Source organism: Mesorhizobium sp. M0998 (assembly GCF_040318885.1).
GTDB lineage: Bacteria > Pseudomonadota > Alphaproteobacteria > Rhizobiales > Rhizobiaceae > Mesorhizobium.
Genome location: NZ_JAMYND010000007.1, coordinates 52,800 through 71,839 on the forward strand (window position 1 = coordinate 52,800; position 19,040 = coordinate 71,839).

Below are 19,040 nucleotides of genomic sequence, written 5' to 3' on the forward strand. Positions count from 1 at the left end.
GATGTTTCGGGCCAGCCTGCCATCAAGACGGAGTGGGGGTCGACTACTCATCAGATGATCAAAAATCGGTCGGCGCGCCGCCTTCGGCCCGGCGCTTGTCGACGAAGGCGTTGAGCTCCTCCCGGATTGCCGGATCCATGTAAGGCTCTTCATAGGAGGCCAGCCGTTCCTTCCAGACGCGATTGGCCTTTTCGAGCGCCGTCGGCGATCCGGCCTCCGCCCAACTCTCGAAATTGCGCCAGTCCGAGATAATAGGCGCATAGAACGCGGTCTTGTAGCGGTCCTGCGTGTGCTGGGTGCCGAAGAAATGGCCGCCGGGGCCGACGGACTGTATGGCGTCGAAACCGAGTGCTTCCTCGGAAAGATCGAGCGGCGTCAGGAACTCTGCGACCATCTGCAACAGGTCTATATCCAGGATGGTCTTCTCATAGGAGCAGCGCAGGCCGCCTTCGAGCCAGCCGGCGGCATGCATCATCAGGTTGCCGCCGCCCTGGATGGCGCCCCACAGCGAGAACACACTTTCATAGGCGGCCTGCGCGTCGACCGTGTTGGCTGCGCAGGTGTTGGAGGTGCGGTAGGGGATGTTGTAGCGGCGGGCGAGCTGCCCGCCGACCAGCTGCGCCTTCATATATTCCGGCGTGCCGAAGGCCGGCGCGCCGGACTTCATGTCCACATTCGAGGTGAAGCCGCCGTAGCCGACAGGCGCGCCCTTGCGCACCATCTGCGCGAAGGCGATGCCGGACAGCGCCTCGGCATTCTGTTGCACCAGCGCGCCGGCAATCGTCACCGGCGCCATAGCGCCGGACAGGGTGAACGGCGTCACGATGACCACCTGGCCCTTGCTCGACATCTGGATGATGCCTTCCATCATCGGCACGTCGAGCTTGAGCGGCGAATTGGTGTTGATGATGGTGAATACCGACGGCTCCGCAAGCAACTGCTCATGGCTGATGCCACGTGCGATCCTGGTGATCTCGATGCCGTCGACGTTGCGCTCCTTGCCGAGCGAATAGATGTGGAACATCTTGTCGGTCAGCGTGGCGAGGTCACGTATGCATTCAAGGTGGCGGACGGACGGATGGATGTCGATCGGCTCGACCGGATAGCCGCCCGTGCAGTTCAATATGTTGTGCATCTGCGCAAGCTTGAGGAAGTTGCGGTAGTCCTGCTGGTTGCCCGGCCGGCGGCCGCGGTCGACGTCGGAGCAATTGGGCGCCGACGCCATCATCGAGATGATCAGATTATCGCCGCCGAAGCGCACGTTGTGCGCCGGGTTGCGGGCGTGGATGGTGAATTCCGGCGGGCAGTGCGCAACCAGTTCCAGGATCATGTCACTGTCGAAGCGCACCCGCTCGCCGCCTTCGCGTACATCGGCGCCATGCGCCTTCATGATGCGCCGGGCTTCGTCATGCAGCACGTCGACGCCGATTTCCCGCAGCACGCGCAGAGAGGCGAGGTGGATAGATTCCAGCTCGTCGTCGGAAACCAGCCGGGTCGGCGCCAGCGGGTTCTTCAACTGCCGAAACGGCGGCTGCTCGAACGCCGCCGATCCGCCGGCACGCTTTCCCGCGCGGCCGCCGCGACGGGCGCGGTCGTTTGCCAATGCAGGTTCGGCGGGCTGAATGGCGGCGGTCATGATAGTCCTCGTACGCTGCGGCAATGCGGCGGCATAATGGACTGCCGGCCGGCCAGCCATTGCGGAGGCGGCGACCACTAGGACGAGGGAAGCGACATGCCTGAAGGGCAGCCGGAGGGATCGTCAGGCTCTTATTCTCTTCCGGCTGGCGCAAGCGGTTTTCGTTGCCGGTGCTTACCGCGATGAAAGCGAAACGCTAGTCCTGCATCATGGACCGGGCGGAACAGGACAGCGGCGAGACAGTGCAATGGGCGGCGATCACCGGCGTGATCGCCACCGTCTCGGTGTTCGCCATCGCGCAAGGGCTGAGCTATCCGCTGTTGAGCTTCATCCTGCAGCGCCAGGGCGTCTCGCCGGCCATGATCGGCCTGTCGGCGGCAATGACGCCGATCGGCTTCATCGTCTCGTCGCCGCTGGTTCCGGCGCTGGCGGGGCGTTTCGGGGCAGGGCGCACCGCGCTTACTTGCGCGGCACTTTCCGCGCTGGTGCTGGCGCTGATCGGCTGGACGCAAAATGTCTATCTGTGGTTTCCTCTGCGCTTTTTGATCGGCGCCGTCACCAACCCGCTCTACGTGCTGAGCGAAGTCTGGGTGATCGCACTGGCGCCGCCGACACGCCGCGGCCGCGTCATGGGCATCTATTCGACCATCATTTCGGCGGGCTTTGCGGCGGGGCCGCTGTGCCTGCTTGCCGTCGGCACCGAGGGGTGGCCACCGTTCGTCGTCGGCATTGCCGCATTCCTGTTTTGCGGCGCCTGCCTCGCCTCGGTGCTGGCACGGCTGCCCAAGGTCGACGAGAGCGGGCACCGGGTTTCGGTCCTGGGGTTCGTGCCGCAGGCTTGGCTGTTGTTATCGGCCGTCGTCGTGGCCGCCGGTTTCGAACAGGCGGTGCTCGCCTTGCTGCCGGTCTACGGAACACATTATGGCATTGCGGAAGCGCGCATGTCGGCGCTGCTGTCGGTGATGATCGCCGGCAACATCGCTATGCAGGTGCCGCTCGGCCTGCTGGCGGAACGACTGACAGCGCGGCTGGTGCGGTTCATCTGTGTTTCGATGACGGTGCTCGGATGCGTTCTGTTGCCGGTTCTCATCGAGACGCCGCTGATCTGGCCGTGCGTCTTCATCTGGGGCGCGGTTTCCTACGGCATTTACACGATGTCGATCATTGAACTCGGCGAGCGGTTCACCGGCTCGGCACTGGTCGCCGGCAACGCCGCCTTCTCGCTGATGTGGGGCGTCGGCGGCATCGCCGTGCCGCCGCTGGCGGGCAGCGCCATGGATGTTGTTGGCGCCGGCGGCCTGCCAATGACGCTCGGTGCCATTTGCCTGGCGCTGGCAGTTGTAACGGTCATTCGAAGACGGATGGTGTGAATGCCAGAAAGCCGCCGTTTCTGACGAATGACTTGAATGTAAGCGGCCCCATGTCGATCTTGGCTATGTCGCCACCCGACTCAACCGGAGACCTCATGAGCAAATCGAATACCAAGGGCCAGCCGGGTTCGGCGGCCGAAGACCCGTTTCTCTGGCTTGAGGACAGGAGGGGCAAGCAGGCGCTCGACTGGGTGCATCACCAAAATGCAGTTACGGTCGGGGAGCTGCAGGGTGATCCGTCCTATCAGATGTCGTTCGAGACGGCGCTCGACCTGATGACAGCCGAGGATAACATCGCCGTCGGGGCCGCTATCAACGGCTACGTCTATAATTTCTGGCAGGACCGGACGAACGTACTCGGCCTCTGGCGGCGCACCACCGTCGCCTCCTACAAGACCGACAAGCCGGAATGGCAGACGATCATCGACTTCGACAGTCTGGCGGCGAAAGAGGGGGTGAAATGGGTGTTCAGCGGCGCCAGCCGGCTCTACCCCGACTTCAGCCGCTGCCTGCTCAACCTGTCGCCGGATGGCGGCGATGCCAGCGAGATGCGCGAATTCGATATCGAAAGCAGATCGTTCGTCGATGGCGGCTTTCGCGCTCCTGCCTCGAAATCGAGCTTTAGCTGGCTGGACGAGGACACGGTTATCGTTTCCGCCGCCTTCGAGGAGGACGACAAGACCCAGTCCGGTTATCCGCGCGTGGTCAAGCTTTGGCGGCGCGGCACGCCACTGGAAGCGGCGATGCCGATCTTCGAGGCGCTGAAGCAGGATCTTGCCGCCGGCGGGTCCGTCGAATTCGACGGCGACAAGCGTCATGTCTTCCTCGCCCGAACCATCGACTTCTTCGCCTCGCACAGTTTCCTGCGGCTGCCTTCCGGCGAGAACAGGCGCATCCCGTTGCCGGACGACGTCACCGATACAGCGCTGTTCAAGGGCCAGCTCGTCTTCGGCGTGCGTACCCCGTGGACTGCGCCGGGCGGCACTCTGTGTAAGCCCGACGGACTCTATTCACTCGATTTCGAGCGCTGGATCGAAACCGGGCTATTCAGATCCCTCGATACCGTGCTCGAGCCGGCGCACCGTGTCTCGATCGCCGGTATTGCCCGCACGCAGGACCGGCTGTTCATCAATTTGATGGACAATGTGCGCGGCAAGGTCGTCGCCGGCAAGCGCAGCGACAGCGGCTGGGAGTTCAAGCCCGTGGCGTTGCCCGAAAACGGCAATGTCGGCATCAGCCATGCCGAGCATTTCGGTTCCAGCGTCTCCTTCTCCTTCACCGATTTCCTGACGCCGAGCTCGATCATCTGGTCGGACGACAACGCTGCGGGGCTGGCAACGGTGAAGTCGCAGCCGGCGCGTTTCGACGCGTCGTCCCTGCTCTCCGAACAGTTCGAGGCACGCTCGAAGGATGGCACGATGATCCCGTACTTCGTCGTCAGGAAGCGCGACTTGCATGGACCCGTGCCGACATTGCTTTACGGCTATGGCGGCTTCGAAGTGCCGCTGCTGCCCGGCTATGCCGGCGTGCGCGGCAGGCTGTGGCTGGAGAAGGGCAATGCCTATGTGCAGGCCAACATCCGCGGCGGCGGCGAGTTCGGCCCGAACTGGCACCAGGCAGCGCTCAAGGCCAATCGCCAGAATGCCTTCGACGATTTCGCTGCCGTCGCGCAAGATCTGATCAAACGCGGCATCGCTACGCCCGCCACACTGGGCATCCAGGGCGGATCGAATGGTGGCTTGCTGACCGGCGTCTCGCTGACCCAGCACCCGGAATTGTTCGGTGCAGTGATCATCGACGTGCCGTTGCTCGACATGCTGCGTTACACCGAGCTGCCGCCCGGCGCGTCATGGATGGCCGAGTATGGCGATCCGGCGAAGTCGGAAGAGGCAGCCTGGCTCGCCGCCTATTCGCCCTACCAGCATGTAGACACGGATGCAGCCTATCCGCCGGTGTTGCTGACGACCTCGACCGCCGACGATCGCGTCCATCCCGGCCATGCCCGCAAGATGGCGGCACGGCTGCAGGCGGCCGGCCACGGCAAGACGCTGTTCTTCGAGGAGACTGAAGGCGGCCATGGTGGACGCGGCGACCGGCGGCCGCAGGCCGCACAGGCGGCGATGAAGTACGTCTTCCTGCAGCGGGCCCTGACTGGCACCAATTGACTGGCACCAATTGACCGGCGTCGCTTGACCGGCACGGCTTGAACTGAGGGCTCGAGGCAGCCTAAGGTACATGCATGGCTCGGCTGGCGAAATCGAGTTGCGCATTTGGGGTGGCGGTGACGCCGTCGTCGCGCACGCTACGCGCCGAGCTGTTGCGGCTCTGCGCTCGCATCGGCTATTCGCCGCCCGCTGTCCTCTGACGAATCCGCCCCGGCGCGAAAGCTGCCGGATTGGTTCAAGAGGAAAGACCAGACATGACCTACCAGAATTATTCGCTGAAGCAGCTTCAGCAGATCGATGCCGCGCATCACCTTCATCCGTTCACCGACCACAAAGAGATGCGCGAGACCGGCTCGCGCATCATCACCCACGCCAACGGGCCGTTCATCTATGATGCCGAAGGGACGGAAATCCTCGACGGCATGGCTGGGCTGTGGTGCGTCAATGTCGGCTATGGCCGCGACGAGCTTGCCGACGCCGCCTACGCCCAGATGAAGGAGTTGCCCTACTACAACTCTTTCTTCAAATGCTCGACGCCGACGCCGGTTCTGCTGTCGAGAAAGCTGGCGGAGATCGCGCCAAGGCACATCAACCAGGTGTTCTACGGCTCGTCCGGTTCGGAGGCCAACGACACGGCGCTGCGCCTGGTCCGTCACTATTGGGTGCTGGAAGGCAGGCCCGAGAAGAACCGCATCATCTCACGCAAGATGGGCTACCACGGCTCGACCATCGCCGGCGCCTCGCTCGGCGGCATGGATTTGATGCACAAGCAGCTCGGAGGCGCCGTGCCCAACATCGTCCATGTGATGATGCCCTATGCCTATGAGCTCGCACTGCCCGGCGAAAGCGACCATGATTTCGGCCTGCGCGCGGCAAAAGCGGTCGAGGACGCCATCCTCGAAGCCGGCGCCGACAAGGTGGCCGCCTTCATCGGCGAGCCGGTGATGGGGGCAGGCGGGGTGAAGATCCCGCCGATGAGCTATTGGCCGGAGGTGCAGCGCATCTGCCGCAAATACGATGTCCTGCTGATGCTGGACGAGGTCATCACCGGATATGGCCGCACTGGCGAGTGGTTCGCCGCACAAGCCTTCGATGTCGAGCCCGACACCATCACCACGGCCAAGGCGCTGACCTCTGGCTATCAGCCGCTGTCGGCGCTGCTGGTCGGCGACCGCATCGCGGCGACGCTGGTCGAGAAGGGCGGCGAATTCTATCACGGCTACACCTATGCCGGGCATCCGGTGGCCTGCGCGGTGGCGCTGAAGAACCTCGAGATCATCGAGCGCGAAGGCCTGGTCGAGCGCGTGAGGAACGACACCGGGCCTTACTTCGCCAGGGCGCTGCAGGAACGTCTCGGTGGGCACGATCTGGTCGGCGAGGTGCGCTCGTTCGGGCTGATGGGGGCGATCGAGATCGTCAAGGACAAGGTGACCAAGGAGCGCTTCCTGCCTGCCGGCAGCGCGGCGGTGATGGTTCGCGACCACGCGATTGTCCAGGGCATGATGCTGCGCGCTACCGGCGACACGATGATCCTGTCGCCGCCGCTGATCTGGACGCGCGAGACGATCGACATGGCCTGCGACCGCATCGCCACGGCGCTCGATCTGGCGCAAGCGGATTTGCGCAAGGGGTAAGGTAGAACCATCGCCGGGCGACCTGCAGTCGGACGCTCGGCGATCGCTGCGTCGATCGCCGAGCAGATGGTCGAGGACGTGGACAAAGTCAGTTCGAATTCGGCTGCGGGTGGAAACGCGGCCTTTGGCGCGCCAAGCCTACCTCACTCCCCGGCTGGCAAAACTCGTCCATGCCGAGCGCGGCAGGCGTGCGAACGGCGCCCGTCTTGTCACCTGCCGCCGATCAGCGTGACTTCCGTAAGCCATCCGTAAGTCCGGTCCTGTCAACGTCGCCTGATCGACTTCAGCAAGGGATCATTCGTTCAAGGAGACCAAAATGGGCGACTAGCTGTCCTTAGCGCCACGTCGCAACGAATAGCGCCACGTTGAAGAGCGAACAAGTCGAGCGGTGTGCAAATTGAAGCATGCTTGCTTTCCCAATTGAGGCATTTGGCGAATCCAAATCTGAGGGAGTGACACATGTTTAAATATCTGTCTCGGGAGGGTCTCACGCGCGAACAATCGGAAGCCCTGGAAAAGGCCGCGTTCTTGATCATCAGCGCGCGGAGAGAAGCCGCGGCGCTACTGGCGCGGGCGGGAGTAACTTTACTGATGATGGGTTTGGGTTCGGGAACCCTTGCAACGCGCATATAGAGGCGCACAGCAACTGCCCGTGCAACGATTACACGGGCGATGGTGGGCCATGTTTGACGCAGACTACCCTCGATACGGCCTTCCCCCCGTCCCGGAGTTGCGGCCATCCACCATCAAAACATCTCTCCACGTAAGGCGTATTGGAGACAGTTGATGCGCACCATTTCTTTGATCCTAGCCTTGGTTATGCAATCGGTCATCACTGTATCTCTTGCGCAGGACGCCAAAACACCTTTCAAAAGGCCGGTTCCAGAAGAGCACAAGGGCTTCGTGGCGGAAATTGAGAGTGTTTTCAGGAAATATCCAAAGGCGATCGCTCGCTACAAACTCGTGGATATCGGCCTCGTAAATATTGGCGAGATGCCGCGCGTGGAGTGCACAGTAGAATGCGAGTTTGATTCTACTTGGGGCGGATGGTGCAAAGACCGTTGTGATACGGAACGCGAAGAATAGCACCCTGCCGGTTTCCATTGCCCGGTTGCTAGTCGACAGACACGCGCTTTATGATGGCTGCTGAAGCGCCGATCGGGCCCGTTGCCCGAGATCGTTGTGCGGGAGGGACACTATGGCCCAGCAGGAGCAGTGGCAGCTGGAAGGCAGCGCCGCGGACCTCTACGAGCGCTACCTGGTCCCGGCAATCACAGCCCTATGGGCTGCGGACCTGATGGATCGTGCTGCGCCTCAATCTGGTGAGCGGATTTTGGACGTAGCTTGCGGCACCGGCGTGGTGGCACGCTCGGCGGCCGAGCGTATGGGAAGTGGGCAGGTCGTCGGCCTCGACATCAATACGGGCATGCTCGCCGTTGCTCGGTCGCTCCCGAGAGGCGCTGGAGCGCGTATCGACTGGCACGAGGGAAGCGCGCTCGAAATGCCGTTCCCTGACTCCGCCTTCGATCTGGTTCTTTGCCAGCTCGGACTGCAGTTTTTTCCGGATCGATCTAGCAGGCTGTTGAAAAAGTGGCTCGCAGCGAGGCAGTGAGCCGTGATTCAGTGTCTCCGGAGAGATTCGGAGAACGAGGCATGCGCGGCGGGGACGACCGGTCTGGCGAACTGTTCAGTTATGTTGATCTCGAGGCTCGGGTGCGGCGCGATCATCCGTTGCGCCGCATTCGGGCGATTGTGAACGAGGCGCTTTCGGCGTTGGAGCGGGACTTCGCGGCGCTGTATTCGCCGATGGGGCGGCCTTCGACCCCGCCGGAAAAGCTGCTGCGAGCGATGCTGCTACAGGCGTTCTATTCGATCCGCTCGGAGCGGCTGTTGATGGAGCGGCTGGAATACGACCTTCTGTTCCGCTGGTTCGTCGGGATTGGCGTTGACGATGCGGCCTGGGATCATTCTGTGTTCTCCAAGAACCGCGACCGGCTGCTGGAGGGCGACATCGCCGCAAAGTTCCTGAGCGCGGTGCTGGCGCAGCCCAAGGTCAAGAGGCTTCTGTCGACGGATCACTTCTCGGTCGACGGGACGCTGATCGAGGCCTGGGCGTCGATGAAGAGCGTCAAACCGAAGGACGGCCCAAGCGGCGGCCATGGCGAGCCGCCGGCTGAAGGGGGCGGGCGAAACGCGGAAGCGGACTTCCATGGCCACAAGCGCTCGAACGACACACATGCCTCGACCACCGATCCGGATGCCCGGCTCTATCGCAAGGGCAAAGGCAAGGAGGCCAAGCTGCGCTTTATGGGACATGGCTTGATGGAGAACCGCCACGGGCTGCTGGTCGACGCCTGCCTGACACTGGCCGACGGACATGCTGAGCGGGTGGCCGCACTGCACATGATCGAACCTCGCGCCGACCGACCGCAGGCGATCACGCTCGGTGCCGACAAGGCCTACGACACAGAAGACTTCGTCAATGAGCTGCGCTCGATGAGGGTGACGCCGCATGTAGCGCAGAACAACACGAGTGGCCGCAGTTCCGCGATCGATGGGCGCACGACGCGGCATGGCGGCTATGCCGTCAGCCAGCGCATCAGGAAGCGCATCGAAGAGGCATTCGGTTGGATCAAGGTCGTGGCCGGCCAGCACAAGACGAGGTTCCGCGGCCGCGACCGTGTCGGATGGGCCTTCACCTTCGCAGCCGCTGCCTACAATCTGGTGCGACTGCCAAAGCTCATGGCGGAGACCGGCTGATGGCCAAGGTTCCCGGCTTCGCCAAGGCCTTTGCCGGCCGCTGGCGCATCGTCGAGATGGATGTTTGGGATAACGACTTCCTCGATCTCGTCGAGGAAGCGCATCTGACATTCAAAGGCTCGGCGGATGGCGAGATCGCCTTCGGCGCACTCAAGGGCTTCCTCGATGTCCGATATGGCACCCGCGATGGCTCAGCATGCGCGGAATTCTCGTGGGAGGGGCATGATGAGAAAGACCCAGCCTCTGGCCGCGGCTGGGCTGTCTTTGGCACTGCAGGCCGCCTCGTCGGCCACTTCTACATCCACAACGCCGACGATTCAGGCTTCGTTTGCGAAAGAGCCTGACTTCTTCAACAGCCTGCTAGTGCGCTCCGTGAGATGTTCCGGGTTCTGGTGCCTGACGGCCGACTGGCTTTAAACGTTTTCAGCGCTATTGAGCACACTCCTGCGGCGAAGGCGCTGGCGGATGCCTTGGATCGACACCTCGGTCCAGGCGCTTCGGCAACGAAAAGGTCTGAGCATTCACTCGCCGATGCGGACGAGCTTTACCGATTGGTGGCCGAGGCGGGATTTCGTCAGGTGACCATCCACACGACGACACAAAACATCCGATTTCCCTCGTCTAGGGAATATGTGCGACTACAGCTGGCAGCGACTCCGCAGGCCGGGCGCTGGTCAGCAGAATTGATGCCGGGCATCGGGAAGCAGTCATCGCAGCGATCACCGGTGATCTAGATTTTTCGCTGGCAATCTATTCAACTGAAGGGGAGCTGATGTTCCCCCAAGAGGCCCACGTCGTGCTCGCACGCAAGTAGCGTAGCTGACTGATGAGCCATGGCACCGACGCGCTGGGGGATTGGGGCGCGACCACCTGTGGGTCGACGTAGCTCAGGACAGCAGCCACGACGCCGACGATCATCTGGAGACACGCCAGGGCGATCGCCTCATTGTCCTTGAAGAATGCGAAACGCAAAAACCGCGCTCCATCGGAACGCGGCTTTGCCAGATACGCATGGCGCTTCGCCAACAATACACTTGCGAAACTTACGGCGAAACTTACGGGCTCCGGTACGCGAGACCTGATCCGGAGCGCCGGGCGGATGTCCGCCTCGCAATCCGTTTTAAACGCATATCGTTACTGCAGGGTTAGCAAGAGCTTAAGCAAACCTAAATTTGCCGGCTTTCCGCTTTGGGCAGATCGAAAACCTGTGAACCTGGAGCTTACGCCGGGTCACCACGGAGGAAATTAATGATGCCGGAAAAATCCGCGCCGGCATTCCCTTGTGCGTTGAACAGCGCATAAAGCTGGGCTGCCTCGGCGCCGAGCGGCGTTGCTGCACCGACGCTCTGTGCGGCCTCCTGCGACAGTTTCAGGTCCTTCAGCATCAGTGCCGCCGCGAAGCCAGGCTTATAGCCATTGTTGGCGGGCGATGTCGGCACCGGGCCGGGCACCGGGCAATAGGTGGTCAGCGACCAGCACTGGCCGGACGAGGTCGAGGCGACGTCGAACAGCGCCTGGTGCGACAGGCCGAGCTTTTCTGCCAGCACGAAGGCCTCGGCAACGCCGATCATCGAAATGCCCAAAATCATGTTGTTACAGATCTTCGCCGCCTGTCCGGCGCCGTCGTCGCCGCAATGAACGATGCGGCCGGCCATCGGCTTGAGGATTGGTTCGGCCTTGGCGAAGGCATCCTTCGAACCGCCGGCCATGAAGGTCAGCGTGCCGGCCGCCGCACCGCCCGTGCCGCCGGAGACCGGCGCGTCGATCGACAGCAACCCGTGCTTGGCGGCGATGGCATGGGCCTTTCGAGCCGACTCGACATCGATGGTAGAGGAATCGATGAACAGCGCGCCTTTTTTTGCCCTGGATACTATGTCTGCGTAAACCGACAGAACATGCTTACCGGCTGGCAGCATGGTGATGACCGCATCGGCGTCTTTCACCGCCGCAACGGCGTTGGCCATGATGACGACGCCGTGTTCCCTGGCGATGACGAGATTCTCCGGCACCAGGTCGAAGCCGTGCACGGCGTACCCGGCCTTGACCAGGTTGGAGGCCATCGGATTGCCCATATTGCCGAGGCCGATGAAGGCGATGGTGGTCATAATGGCGCTCCGTGGTTTGGGTAGGCAGTAGGCAGTAAGCGACCTATTCGGGCGCAAGTTTGCTAATAAGTTGGCGAAGCATTTTCCCGATGCCCTCGGTCGCTAAAAGCACGTGATAAGCTTGATCATACGTAGCAAGGCCAATGCGTTCGGCGATCTGGAGGTGTGTCTCGAACTCCTTCAGCGATCCCTGGGCAATCCTGAGAAATTGCTGATAGGAGCGTCTGTTGTCTCGGCCGTAACCTTCCGCGATGTTTGCGGGAATAGAGGTTGCTGAGCGGCGGATTTGGCTGGTTAACCCATACAATTCCTCTTTTGGCCATGCCTTGGTCAGGGAGTAGGTGGTGACGGCCAGATCCATCGCCTGCTGCCATACGATAAGATCCTTGTACGAATTGATCTTGCCGGTCATCTTTCTGCCTACTGCCTACTGCCTACTGCCTTACCGTCCGATCAGGGCGCGAGCGATGATGACGCGCATGATCTCGTTGGTGCCTTCGAGTATCTGGTGGACACGCAGGTCGCGCACCAGCTTCTCGATGCCGTAGTCGTGCAGATAACCATAGCCGCCGTGCAGCTGCAGGGCGTCGTTGGCGACGTTGAAGCCGGCGTCGGTGACGAAGCGCTTGGCCATCGCCGACCATTTCGAGGCCTCCGGCGCGTTGCGGTCGAGCTTCGAGGCGGCGGTGTAGAGGAAGACGCGCGCTGCCTGCAGTTCGGTCTCCATGTCGGCAAGCTTGAACTGCGGCGCCTGGAACTGGTTGATCCTCGAGCCGAAAGCCTTGCGTTCGGCGGTGTAGGCGAGTGCCTTGTCGAGTGCCGATTGCGCGCCGCCGAGCGAGCAGGCGGCGATGTTCAACCGGCCGCCGTCCAACCCGGCCATGGCGATGCCGAAACCGGCGCCTTCAGCCGACAAAAGATTTTCGGCCGGCACCTTGCAGTCCTCGAAGACGACCTGGCGCGTCGACTGCATGTGCCAGCCCATCTTGTGCTCGTTGGCGCCGAAGGAAAGGCCCGGCGCATCGTTCGGCACGACGAAGGCGGAAATGCCTTTCGGCCCGTCGGCGCCGGTGCGCGCCATGACGACATAGAGGTCGCTGTCGCCGGCACCGGAGATAAACTGCTTGGCGCCGTTCAGCACATAGTCGCCGCCGCTTTTGACCGCACGCGTCTTCAGCGCCGCGGCATCGGATCCCGAACCCGGCTCGGTCAGGCAGTAGCTTGCCAGCCATTCCATCGAGGTCAGCTTCGGCAGGAAACGCCGGCGCTGCTCGTCGCTGCCGAAGCGGTCGATCATCGATGCCGCCATGTTGTGGATCGAGATGAAGGCGGAAAACGCCGGATCGGCCCGCGAAAGCGCCTCGAAGATCAGCACGGCGTCGAGCCGGCCGAGCCCCGAGCCGCCGACGTCGTCGGGGACATAGATGCCGCCAAGGCCGAGCGGACCTGTCTCGCGGATCACATCGGCGGGGAAATACTTGTTGCGATCCCAGTCGAGTGCGTTCGGCGCCACACGGTCGGCGGCGAAGGCTTGCGCCATCTCCTGGATGGCGCGCTGGTCCTCGTTGAGTTCGAACTGGCTGGTGCTCGCATCGACAGCGGCGTCCATGACGTGCTCCCTGATGTTTCCGGCCTGCTGGCCTGATCGTTTTTGGCTTTGCGCGCCGTCCAATCTAGACCAATGATGCCGCCGCGCAACCCGATCGTCTCCGTCCAACCATCTGGGCAGCGGCTGTGTGCGAATGCGCTTTGGAGCAAAGTGTGACGACAACTTTCGACGAACTGCTTGGATGCTTCCATGCCTATCTCCAGACGTTCGATGATGCGCTGGTGCGCGACGCCATGGCCCGAATCGACTGGGACATGCCGGGCCGGCCGCTCGAACCGCATGCACTGCCTTGTCTCGTCCAACTCGGCCGGATCGTCGAACTCGCTCCCGCTGCGGCCAAGTCGCTGGCGCGGCTGGTTGCGGAGCGTCGCGGCGATCTGCACTGGGGCCAGACCTATGGCGAGGCGGATTTCGGCACGGTTTTCATCGACAATTACGGCTGGCTGGAGGTGTTCGGCACACGCGGCCATTTCGTCAATGACGAGGTCGCGGGCGGCCTGCTGATCCTTGGGCCCGACATTGTCTACCCCGATCACCACCATGTCGCGGAGGAGATCTACATCCCGCTGACCGGCGGCACCGAATGGCGCATGGGCGACGGCGGTTTTCGCCTTCGAGCGGCGGGCGAAGTGATCCACCATGCCTCTGACATCAACCACGCCATGCGCACCGGCAAGGAGCCGCTGCTGGCGCTCTATCTCTGGCGTGGCGGGCCACTGGCGGCCAAGTCGACGATCACCGCAACCGTTGCGCAGGGCAGGGACTGATATGGCCAAGGCGATCATGCTGCAGGGCACGGGTTCGGATGTCGGCAAGACGGTGCTCGTCGCCGGTCTGTGCCGCGCGGCGAAGAAGCGCGGCTTGAAAGTGCGGCCGTTCAAGCCGCAGAACATGTCGAACAACGCCGCTGTCGCCGATATTCCAGGCGATTCAGGCGGCGGCGAGATCGGCCGCGCCCAATGGCTGCAGGCGATCGCCTGCGGCGCAGCGCCGACCGTCCACATGAACCCGGTGCTGCTCAAGCCGCAGACCGATGTCGGCGCTCAAGTCGTCGTGCAGGGCAAGGTGTTCGGCGAGGCGCGGGCGCGCGACTACCAGGCGCTGAAGGGCCGGCTGATGGATGCGGTGCTGGACTCCTGGGCAAAGGTCGGCGAGGGCGCCGATCTGGTCATTGTCGAGGGCGCCGGGTCGCCGGCCGAGATCAATCTCAGGAGCCGCGACATTGCCAATATGGGCTTTGCGACGCGCGCCGGCGTGCCGGTGATCCTGGTCGGCGATATCGATCGCGGCGGCGTTATCGCCTCGGTCGCCGGCACCCATCTGATCCTGCCGGAGGAGGACCGGCGCATGATCGTCGGCTACCTCATCAACAAGTTCCGCGGCGATGTCTCGCTGTTCGAAGACGGCATCGAGGCGATCGAAAAATTCACCGGCTGGCGCTGTTTTGGCGTCGTGCCGTGGCTGAAGGCGGCGGCGCGGCTGCCATCGGAAGATTCCGTCGTGCTCGAGCGACTGGCGTCCGGCGAGAAGCGAGCGCTGAAGATCGCCGTGCCGGTGCTCTCGCGCATCGCCAATTTCGACGATCTCGACCCGCTCAAGGCCGAACCGCAGGTTGAGGTGGTGTTCGTGCCGCCTGGTGAGCGCTTGCCCGAAGATGCGGGTCTGGTGGTCATTCCCGGCTCGAAGTCGACGATCGGCGATCTCCTGAAATTTCGCGAGAACGGCTGGGACCGCGACCTTGCCGCGCATAGGAAACGCGGTGGTCATATCGTCGGCATTTGCGGCGGCTTCCAGATGCTTGGTCATATCGTGCGCGATCCCGACGGCATCGAGGGCAGCGTTACAGAAACGCAAGGCCTCGGGCTGCTCGACGTCGAAACGGTGATGGAGCCGGAAAAGACGGTGCGCAACGTCAGCGCGCGCTCGGTGCCGTTCGACCTGCCGCTCGAGGGCTACGAGATCCATCTCGGCCGCACCACAGGTCCGGACACGCTGCGGCCGTCCGCCGTTATCAACGGTATCGATGACGGCGCTATCTCGGCCGACGGCAAGGTGGTGGGCACCTATATGCACGGGCTGTTTTCCGCCGATGCCTTCCGGGCGAAATTCCTCGAAAGCCTCGGCGTCAAGGGCGGCGGCATCGACTACCGCGCCGAGGTCGAACGGGCACTGGACGAGATCGCAGCCGAACTGGAAACCCACCTCGACTGCGACACGATTTTTGGGCTGGCGCGTTAGATACTTTGCCTGAGCATGATCTTGTCCGAAAACCGGTCTCCACTTTTCGGGATCATGCTTTCTCGTCAGCCTTCGGCCAGTAGGTGCCGAACGACCAGACGTTGCCTTCCGGATCGCGGCAGATGAATTCGCGGCTGCCATAGTCGCGGTCGGTGAGTTCTTCCAGAATCTCGGCGCCGGCGGTCTTTGCCCGCGCGTATGCCGCGTCTGCGTCAGCGACCGCAACGTAGATCGACTTGCCGCCACCCGAACCCGGCGCGCCGACCATCTTGCCATAGGCGTCGTCGCGCGCCGTGCCGAGCATGACGATCGAAGAGCCGAAAGCGAGTTCGGCGTGGTGCACCACGTCGCCTTCGCCATAGCGGGCGCGAACGCTGAAGCCGAAGGCCTCGCACAGCCAATCGATCATCTTGCCGGCATTCCTGTAGCGCAGCGCCGGATAAAGCCGCGGTGGTTCGGGGGTGTTCGGCATGGCTGATCTCCTTCAGCGGGTTGGTCGATCAACCCAGTCTGCGCGACGGCCGGTTGCGCGTCTTGAAGAAATGTTACCTCGCGGCAAGCGCCGTCGGCGCGACGCCTGCCAGGTCGCGAAACTCGCGTACCAGATGCGCCTGGTCGGCATAGCCGCAGTCGGCGGCGATGTCGGCCCAAGCGCTGTTCGCCTGTCTCGACAGGCCAAGCGCATGATTGAAGCGGACGATGCGCGAGAGCGTTTTTGGGCCGGTGCCGATAGCGTCCGAAAATTTTCCGGTAAGATGCTTGCGGCTCCAGCCAAGCTTTTCGGCCAGCGTCGAGATGCGGGTCCGCCCACGCGTCGAGACGATCGTCTCATAGGCCCAGACCATTTCGGCCTGGGTGCGGTCCGCGGTTGCCAACCGATCGCCAACGAAGGCTTCGGCGATGGCAAAGCGTGAGCTCCAATCCGGTGCATTGCCGAGCCTTTCGCGCAGCGCGATGCCTTCTACGCCGAGCACGTCATCCAGGCCGACCATGCGGTCGGTCAGTTCGATCATCGGGCGGCCGAAGAAGCGACGAGCGCCGAGCGGGCTGAAATTGATCTGCACACAGCAGGCGCCGCCGAAGGATTCGATCACTACCGGCCCGGCATAAAGGCCGGCGGCAAAACTGGCGAAGCGGTCATTGTCGCCCGGGTCATGGCCGAGCCCGATGGCAAAGGGTTCGGCAAAGCTGATGACCAGCGGCACGGTCAGCGAGGCATATTCGACGGCGCGGAAATGGCCTGGCATGGTTTCGCGAAAGCCGCATATGTCGGTGACGGCGCCCTGAAGCCGATGGCTCGGCGCGCGCCGCACCATCTCGAACCGATCGAGGCCTGGGCTTTCGTGGCGGCTGCCGTCTTCGCTGTCGGGCATGCGCTTTCCTTCCGCCACGCGACTTTAACAGACCATTCGTCGGAATCAAAAGCGCCCCGCGTTTGGCCGGGCGCTTAGCGTTGCCGGGTAATATGAATTGTCTGGACGTGTTTAGGCGCCGCGCATCAGGCAGCCGGCGGCCAGCACGATGTAAGCGATGACGACAATCCACACAGCAGCCAAAGGGATGAACGCAAGGACGCCAAGCGCGGCGAGAACGCCGATAATGGCGATAACAAGGGATATAATGAAAATAAGCTGGGTAGGCGCACTGAGATTCATGTTCGGTCCCTCCTCAACATGATTCGTACAACGGCATACTATCAGTCGCGCGGTCACACACCAATGAGTGCACGCAGGCGGCTTTTCCACCATCGCACCCCGTTTGCGCCAAGCCGATTCCGCGCTACCTTCCCGACGAATCGGAAGGGGCTGATGGCGATGGGATTGCTGGACCAGATACGCTCGATCTTCGACGGCGACCCCGGCGTGCGCAAGGTCGCGGACGATCCGGTGCTGTCGGCGGAATTGCTGATGCTGTTCCGTATGATCCTGGCCGACGGTTCGGTCAGCGAAAGCGAAATGACCGCCTTCAGGCGTATCTGCCGCGACGCCTTCGGCATACCCGAAACCAGCGTCGACAGCGTCATCGAATATCTCAACGATTTCGGCTACGAGACCAACAGCTCGCAGGCCGTCGCCCAATTCCGCGACCTCGACGTCGAACGGCGCAAGCTGCTCGCCCGCCACATGGCCGAGATCGCCAAGGCCGATTCGCAACTTGCCGGGAGCGAGATGCAGCTGTTGCGCCGCACGCTCGACCTGCTCGACATCAGCCCGGCCGATTTGGTCAAGCCGCAAGGCTGAGGCATCGGCAGGATTGTTGAGTTACAGCAATTCAAGGTCAATCTGAGATGAATTCAGTATAAACTTGTGGTAAAATAAAATAACTGTGCATTGGTAAAACATATATATCGCAATCGGATCTTGATGATCCGGTTTTTCCTTATATTCTTCGGTGTCGTATACTACGTCGAAATATTCTCCAAATAAATCGTCGTCAGACCAAAGATCGTATTGCTTGACCATATTTGGTTCATCGGGCTTACCGAGATAGGCCAAAATCCGACTTCTTCTAATAGTTTTTATGTCACCAAATTGTGCGGTCAACTTTTCACGCGATAGCGCGTCCTCCCATCTGGGCGAAGGGCCAGTGATTTGCTGATAGAATATAAGCAAGACCAATACGGCAGTCGCAGCACTCAGCACAGCGGCCGAAAGTAGGCACTGCTTACTAATTTTCATTTCAGCCACCTATTTCTGATATCAATATCAATCGGGATCAAGCGACCGGAGAGAGGGCGCCCCGGTGGCGTCATCGAATTTTGCACTCGACTAAACAACATCACCGACTTTAGCTTCTTTTTGGGAAACAATCTTGGAACCGGGAAGATCCTTCATTGGCACTCAAGCGGATGCTCAAAGTACTATCATAGCGCTACCTGTTTCTCTTATGCAGTGTAAAAGAAACTGAAATCAAAGAGAATGCAGCCATAATTGCGAGATACGCGACAGCCAATCCGCTTTCACTTAAGGCGCCCGAAATCATAAAATGAATGGCAGTAATTAAAAGTAATATATAGTGATACTTTTGGATAATACTCAAATTATATATCATTTTTATGCTTGATTTTGTATACTTCCATCCGGTCCAGTCATTTTTGAAATTCCTCTCCAGATTACCGATGGGGTGTTCGAAACGATTGAGAAGCTCCGCTAACCTTCTTGGAAAGGCAAAGGAGGCAGCAACTATCGCGCCAATAAAAACCGCCATCCAGGCGGATTCACCCCAAATCAGCGAAACAGGGATGGTCGCGGCCGATGTCCATATGGCTGTTACTGAGAATATCTTCTCAAGGGTTCCGTCCATATCCATAATCTCTGCACCTCCGATCTTCCGGGGCATTTCCAACTACCGAAAGAATCCTCCTCTTCCGGGGCGGCGATGCCGCCTGCCAGGAGCCGGTCGATGCTTGATCCTGATCTGGCGCGGTGCGAACGCAGCTGTCAACCGAGAACGGGTGCGGTTCAAATGCTGGGCACTGAATTGGATTGGCAGTTCGCGCTGCCAAAAAAAATGCTCTGCACTC

At 61.6% G+C, this 19,040-nt stretch carries 21 protein-coding genes; 12 read left to right on the forward strand and 9 right to left on the reverse strand.

Going from position 1 to position 19,040, the window contains the following annotated elements; genetic code table 11:
* Positions 1-58: 58 nt before the first annotated feature.
* Positions 59-1,636 carry a trimethylamine methyltransferase family protein gene (locus NKH59_RS08985; protein WP_352470303.1) on the reverse strand — a complete coding sequence of 526 codons (1,578 nt, stop codon included), beginning with the start codon at positions 1,634-1,636 and terminating at the stop codon, positions 59-61.
* Positions 1,637-1,845: 209 nt separating this feature from the next.
* On the opposite strand from NKH59_RS08985, the gene NKH59_RS08990 reads away from it, so the two are divergent.
* The 9 genes from NKH59_RS08990 (at position 1,846) to NKH59_RS09030 (ending at position 10,299) form a co-directional block, all read left to right on the forward strand.
* The gene (locus NKH59_RS08990; protein WP_352470304.1) at positions 1,846-3,006 is read left to right on the forward strand and encodes an MFS transporter; all 1,161 of its coding nucleotides are present in this window, start codon (positions 1,846-1,848) and stop codon (positions 3,004-3,006) included.
* Between the two features lie 95 nt (positions 3,007-3,101).
* Positions 3,102-5,171, forward strand: coding sequence for a prolyl oligopeptidase family serine peptidase (locus tag NKH59_RS08995; protein ID WP_352470305.1), 2,070 nt, complete (start codon positions 3,102-3,104; stop codon positions 5,169-5,171).
* A gap of 254 nt (positions 5,172-5,425) precedes the next feature.
* The gene (locus NKH59_RS09000; protein ID WP_352539670.1) at positions 5,426-6,805 is read left to right on the forward strand and encodes an aspartate aminotransferase family protein; all 1,380 of its coding nucleotides are present in this window, start codon (positions 5,426-5,428) and stop codon (positions 6,803-6,805) included.
* 500 nt (positions 6,806-7,305) lie between these two features.
* Positions 7,306-7,572 carry a DUF6422 family protein gene (locus NKH59_RS09005; protein WP_352970800.1) on the forward strand — a complete coding sequence of 89 codons (267 nt, stop codon included), beginning with the start codon at positions 7,306-7,308 and terminating at the stop codon, positions 7,570-7,572.
* A gap of 19 nt (positions 7,573-7,591) precedes the next feature.
* Positions 7,592-7,891: a hypothetical protein gene (locus NKH59_RS09010; protein WP_352470307.1), complete on the forward strand. Its 300-nt coding sequence runs from the start codon at positions 7,592-7,594 to the stop codon at positions 7,889-7,891.
* Between the two features lie 112 nt (positions 7,892-8,003).
* Positions 8,004-8,417 carry a methyltransferase domain-containing protein gene (locus NKH59_RS09015; RefSeq protein WP_353021571.1) on the forward strand — a complete coding sequence of 138 codons (414 nt, stop codon included), beginning with the start codon at positions 8,004-8,006 and terminating at the stop codon, positions 8,415-8,417.
* A 41-nt stretch (positions 8,418-8,458) separates the two neighbouring features.
* Entirely contained in the window at positions 8,459-9,565 is a 1,107-nt protein-coding gene (locus tag NKH59_RS09020; protein WP_352502258.1) for an IS5 family transposase, read from the forward strand.
* On the forward strand, positions 9,565-9,909 hold the full coding sequence (locus NKH59_RS09025) for a hypothetical protein (RefSeq protein WP_352502257.1): 345 nt from the start codon (positions 9,565-9,567) through the stop codon (positions 9,907-9,909). The genes NKH59_RS09020 and NKH59_RS09025 overlap by 1 nt, the downstream gene beginning before the upstream one ends.
* 33 nt (positions 9,910-9,942) lie before the next feature.
* Positions 9,943-10,299: a class I SAM-dependent methyltransferase gene (locus tag NKH59_RS09030; protein ID WP_353021573.1), complete on the forward strand. Its 357-nt coding sequence runs from the start codon at positions 9,943-9,945 to the stop codon at positions 10,297-10,299.
* 486 nt (positions 10,300-10,785) lie between these two features.
* Here NKH59_RS09030 and mmsB read toward each other — a convergent pair whose 3' ends face one another.
* The 3 genes from mmsB to NKH59_RS09045 are packed head-to-tail and all read right to left on the reverse strand — an operon-like array spanning position 10,786 to position 13,279.
* Positions 10,786-11,670, reverse strand: a complete 885-nt coding sequence (gene mmsB, locus NKH59_RS09035; RefSeq protein WP_352539672.1) for a 3-hydroxyisobutyrate dehydrogenase — start codon at positions 11,668-11,670, stop codon at positions 10,786-10,788.
* Between the two features lie 43 nt (positions 11,671-11,713).
* Positions 11,714-12,082 (reverse strand): four helix bundle protein, encoded by a 369-nt coding sequence (locus NKH59_RS09040; RefSeq protein WP_352539673.1) that lies wholly within the window; start codon positions 12,080-12,082, stop codon positions 11,714-11,716.
* 30 nt (positions 12,083-12,112) lie between these two features.
* A complete protein-coding gene (locus NKH59_RS09045) occupies positions 12,113-13,279 on the reverse strand; it encodes an isobutyryl-CoA dehydrogenase (RefSeq protein WP_352539674.1) in 1,167 nt (388 codons plus the stop codon).
* A gap of 152 nt (positions 13,280-13,431) precedes the next feature.
* On the opposite strand from NKH59_RS09045, the gene NKH59_RS09050 reads away from it, so the two are divergent.
* Positions 13,432-14,046: a dimethylsulfonioproprionate lyase family protein gene (locus NKH59_RS09050; RefSeq protein ID WP_352539675.1), complete on the forward strand. Its 615-nt coding sequence runs from the start codon at positions 13,432-13,434 to the stop codon at positions 14,044-14,046.
* A gap of 1 nt (position 14,047) precedes the next feature.
* The gene (locus NKH59_RS09055) at positions 14,048-15,517 is read left to right on the forward strand and encodes a cobyric acid synthase (RefSeq protein WP_352539676.1); all 1,470 of its coding nucleotides are present in this window, start codon (positions 14,048-14,050) and stop codon (positions 15,515-15,517) included.
* Positions 15,518-15,569: 52 nt separating this feature from the next.
* Here NKH59_RS09055 and NKH59_RS09060 read toward each other — a convergent pair whose 3' ends face one another.
* From NKH59_RS09060 to NKH59_RS09070, 3 genes are all read right to left on the reverse strand, one after another.
* Positions 15,570-15,989, reverse strand: a complete 420-nt coding sequence (locus NKH59_RS09060; RefSeq protein WP_352451986.1) for a VOC family protein — start codon at positions 15,987-15,989, stop codon at positions 15,570-15,572.
* 73 nt (positions 15,990-16,062) lie between these two features.
* Positions 16,063-16,890 carry a helix-turn-helix domain-containing protein gene (locus NKH59_RS09065; protein WP_352470313.1) on the reverse strand — a complete coding sequence of 276 codons (828 nt, stop codon included), beginning with the start codon at positions 16,888-16,890 and terminating at the stop codon, positions 16,063-16,065.
* 111 nt (positions 16,891-17,001) lie between these two features.
* The gene (locus tag NKH59_RS09070) at positions 17,002-17,172 is read right to left on the reverse strand and encodes a hypothetical protein (RefSeq protein ID WP_352451984.1); all 171 of its coding nucleotides are present in this window, start codon (positions 17,170-17,172) and stop codon (positions 17,002-17,004) included.
* A 153-nt stretch (positions 17,173-17,325) separates the two neighbouring features.
* Here NKH59_RS09070 and NKH59_RS09075 point away from each other — a divergent pair, with 153 nt between their 5' ends.
* Complete coding sequence (locus NKH59_RS09075) at positions 17,326-17,757, forward strand: TerB family tellurite resistance protein (RefSeq protein ID WP_352470314.1); 432 nt, start codon at positions 17,326-17,328, stop codon at positions 17,755-17,757.
* A gap of 21 nt (positions 17,758-17,778) precedes the next feature.
* Here NKH59_RS09075 and NKH59_RS09080 read toward each other — a convergent pair whose 3' ends face one another.
* Both NKH59_RS09080 and NKH59_RS09085 read right to left on the reverse strand, forming a co-directional pair.
* Positions 17,779-18,195: a hypothetical protein gene (locus NKH59_RS09080; protein WP_353021576.1), complete on the reverse strand. Its 417-nt coding sequence runs from the start codon at positions 18,193-18,195 to the stop codon at positions 17,779-17,781.
* A gap of 193 nt (positions 18,196-18,388) precedes the next feature.
* Positions 18,389-18,856, reverse strand: coding sequence for a hypothetical protein (locus tag NKH59_RS09085; RefSeq protein ID WP_352539678.1), 468 nt, complete (start codon positions 18,854-18,856; stop codon positions 18,389-18,391).
* Between the last annotated feature and the right edge of the window lie 184 nt (positions 18,857-19,040).

Coding starts and splice junctions, on each gene's coding strand:
- NKH59_RS09015 (WP_353021571.1), top strand. CDS start 8,004: ATGGCCCAGCAGGAGCAGTGGCAGCTGGAAGGCAGCGCCGCGGACCTC.
- NKH59_RS08990 (WP_352470304.1), top strand. CDS start 1,846: ATGGACCGGGCGGAACAGGACAGCGGCGAGACAGTGCAATGGGCGGCG.
- NKH59_RS09045 (WP_352539674.1), bottom strand. CDS start 13,279: ATGGACGCCGCTGTCGATGCGAGCACCAGCCAGTTCGAACTCAACGAG.
- NKH59_RS09020 (WP_352502258.1), top strand. CDS start 8,459: ATGCGCGGCGGGGACGACCGGTCTGGCGAACTGTTCAGTTATGTTGAT.
- NKH59_RS08995 (WP_352470305.1), top strand. CDS start 3,102: ATGAGCAAATCGAATACCAAGGGCCAGCCGGGTTCGGCGGCCGAAGAC.
- NKH59_RS09080 (WP_353021576.1), bottom strand. CDS start 18,195: ATGAAAATTAGTAAGCAGTGCCTACTTTCGGCCGCTGTGCTGAGTGCT.
- NKH59_RS09075 (WP_352470314.1), top strand. CDS start 17,326: ATGGCGATGGGATTGCTGGACCAGATACGCTCGATCTTCGACGGCGAC.
- NKH59_RS09065 (WP_352470313.1), bottom strand. CDS start 16,890: ATGCCCGACAGCGAAGACGGCAGCCGCCACGAAAGCCCAGGCCTCGAT.
- NKH59_RS08985 (WP_352470303.1), bottom strand. CDS start 1,636: ATGACCGCCGCCATTCAGCCCGCCGAACCTGCATTGGCAAACGACCGC.
- NKH59_RS09025 (WP_352502257.1), top strand. CDS start 9,565: ATGGCCAAGGTTCCCGGCTTCGCCAAGGCCTTTGCCGGCCGCTGGCGC.
- mmsB (WP_352539672.1), bottom strand. CDS start 11,670: ATGACCACCATCGCCTTCATCGGCCTCGGCAATATGGGCAATCCGATG.
- NKH59_RS09085 (WP_352539678.1), bottom strand. CDS start 18,856: ATGCCCCGGAAGATCGGAGGTGCAGAGATTATGGATATGGACGGAACC.
- NKH59_RS09055 (WP_352539676.1), top strand. CDS start 14,048: ATGGCCAAGGCGATCATGCTGCAGGGCACGGGTTCGGATGTCGGCAAG.
- NKH59_RS09030 (WP_353021573.1), top strand. CDS start 9,943: ATGTTCCGGGTTCTGGTGCCTGACGGCCGACTGGCTTTAAACGTTTTC.
- NKH59_RS09060 (WP_352451986.1), bottom strand. CDS start 15,989: ATGCCGAACACCCCCGAACCACCGCGGCTTTATCCGGCGCTGCGCTAC.
- NKH59_RS09070 (WP_352451984.1), bottom strand. CDS start 17,172: ATGAATCTCAGTGCGCCTACCCAGCTTATTTTCATTATATCCCTTGTT.
- NKH59_RS09040 (WP_352539673.1), bottom strand. CDS start 12,082: ATGACCGGCAAGATCAATTCGTACAAGGATCTTATCGTATGGCAGCAG.
- NKH59_RS09010 (WP_352470307.1), top strand. CDS start 7,592: ATGCGCACCATTTCTTTGATCCTAGCCTTGGTTATGCAATCGGTCATC.
- NKH59_RS09000 (WP_352539670.1), top strand. CDS start 5,426: ATGACCTACCAGAATTATTCGCTGAAGCAGCTTCAGCAGATCGATGCC.